Source organism: Burkholderia anthinoferrum (genome assembly GCF_002925705.1).
Classification (GTDB): domain Bacteria; phylum Pseudomonadota; class Gammaproteobacteria; order Burkholderiales; family Burkholderiaceae; genus Burkholderia; species Burkholderia semiarida.
Window position 1 is genome coordinate 1 of sequence record NZ_LFZP01000025.1, and the last position, 1,953, is coordinate 1,953.

Consider the following 1,953-nt stretch of genomic DNA (forward strand, 5'->3'; position numbering starts at 1 on the left):
GAATCGGTTCTTCACGAAACCCGTCAGTTCGCGCCGCCCGCGGCGCTCGAGAAGACGGCGACCATTTCCGGCATGCCGGCCTATCGCGCGCTCGTCGCCGAGGCCGAGCAGGATTACGAAGGCTTCTGGGCGCGCCTCGCGCGCGAGGGCCTCACGTGGCACAAGCCGTTCACCAAGGTGCTCGACGAGCGTAACGCGCCGTTCTACACATGGTTCGACGACGGCGAGCTCAACGCGTCGTACAACTGCCTCGACCGTCACGTCGAAGCCGGCCACGGCGAGCGCGTCGCGGTGATCTTCGAGGCCGACGACGGCACCGTCACCCGCGTCACCTATGCCGATCTCCTCGCACGCGTGTCGCGCTTCGCCAATGCGCTGAAGAAACACGGGATCGGCAAGGGCGATCGCGTCGTCATCTATATCCCGATGTCGATCGAAGGCATCGTCGCGATGCAGGCCTGCGCGCGCATCGGCGCGACGCACTCGGTCGTGTTCGGCGGCTTCTCCGCGAAATCGCTGAACGAGCGGCTCGTCGACGTCGGCGCCGTGGCACTCATCACCGCCGACGAACAGGCGCGCGGCGGCAAGACGCTGCCGCTCAAGAGCATCGCCGACGAGGCGATCGCGCTGGGCGGCTGCGAAGCGGTCAAGAGCGTGATCGTCTATCGCCGCACCGGCGGCAAGATCGACTGGCATGCGGGCCGCGACCTGTGGATGCACGAGCTGACCGACGGCGAATCCGACCGCTGCGAGCCGACCTGGGTCGGCGCCGAGCATCCGCTGTTCATCCTGTATACGTCGGGCTCGACCGGCAAGCCGAAGGGCGTGCAGCACAGCACGGGCGGCTACCTGCTGTGGGCCGCGCAGACGATGAAGTGGACCTTCGACTGGAAACCCGACGACGTGTTCTGGTGCACGGCCGACATCGGCTGGGTCACGGGCCATACGTACATCACGTACGGGCCGCTCGCGTGCGGCGGCACGCAGGTCGTGTTCGAGGGCGTGCCGACGTATCCGGACGCCGGGCGCTTCTGGAAGATGATCGGCGACCACAAGGTCACCGTGTTCTACACCGCGCCGACCGCGATCCGTTCGCTGATCAAGGCGGCCGAAGCCGACGACAAGGTTCATCCGAAGAGCTATGACCTGTCGAGCCTGCGCATCATCGGCACGGTTGGCGAGCCGATCAATCCGGAAGCGTGGATGTGGTACCACAAGCACGTCGGCCACGAGCGCTGCCCGATCGTCGATACGTGGTGGCAGACCGAAACCGGCGGCCACATGATCACGCCGCTGCCGGGCGCGACGCCGACCGTACCGGGTTCGTGCACGCTGCCGTTGCCGGGCATCATGGCCGCGGTGGTCGACGAGACGGGCCAGGACGTGCCGAACGGGCAAGGCGGGATTCTGGTCGTCAAGCGTCCGTGGCCCGCGATGATCCGCACGATCTGGGGCGATCCGGAGCGCTTCAAGAAGAGTTATTACCCGGAAGAACTCGGCGGCACGCTCTATCTGGCTGGCGACGGCACCGTGCGCGACAAGGAGACCGGCTACTTCACGATCATGGGCCGGATCGACGACGTGCTCAACGTGTCGGGCCACCGGCTGGGCACGATGGAGATCGAATCGGCGCTGGTGTCGCACGAACTCGTGGCCGAGGCGGCGGTGGTCGGCCGCCCGGACGACACGACGGGCGAGGCGGTCGTGGCATTCGTGGTGCTGAAGCGTTCGCGCCCGGAAGGCGACGAAGCCGTGGCGCTCGCGAAGGCGCTGCGCGACTGGGTCGGCAAGCAGATCGGGCCGATCGCGAAGCCGAAGGACATCCGCTTCGGCGACAACCTGCCGAAGACGCGCTCGGGCAAGATCATGCGGCGCCTCTTGCGCTCGCTCGCGAAGGGCGAGGCGATCACGCAGGATACGTCCACGCTCGAGAATCCGGCCATCCTCGAGCAG

The 1,953-nt window shown here is 67.0% G+C and carries 1 protein-coding gene; it reads left to right on the forward strand.

From position 1 onward, the window contains the following. Positions 1 to 1,953, forward strand: a 1,953-nt coding sequence (acs, locus tag C5F75_RS06965; RefSeq protein WP_104012002.1) for an acetate--CoA ligase, incomplete at both ends; no start/stop codon positions are given.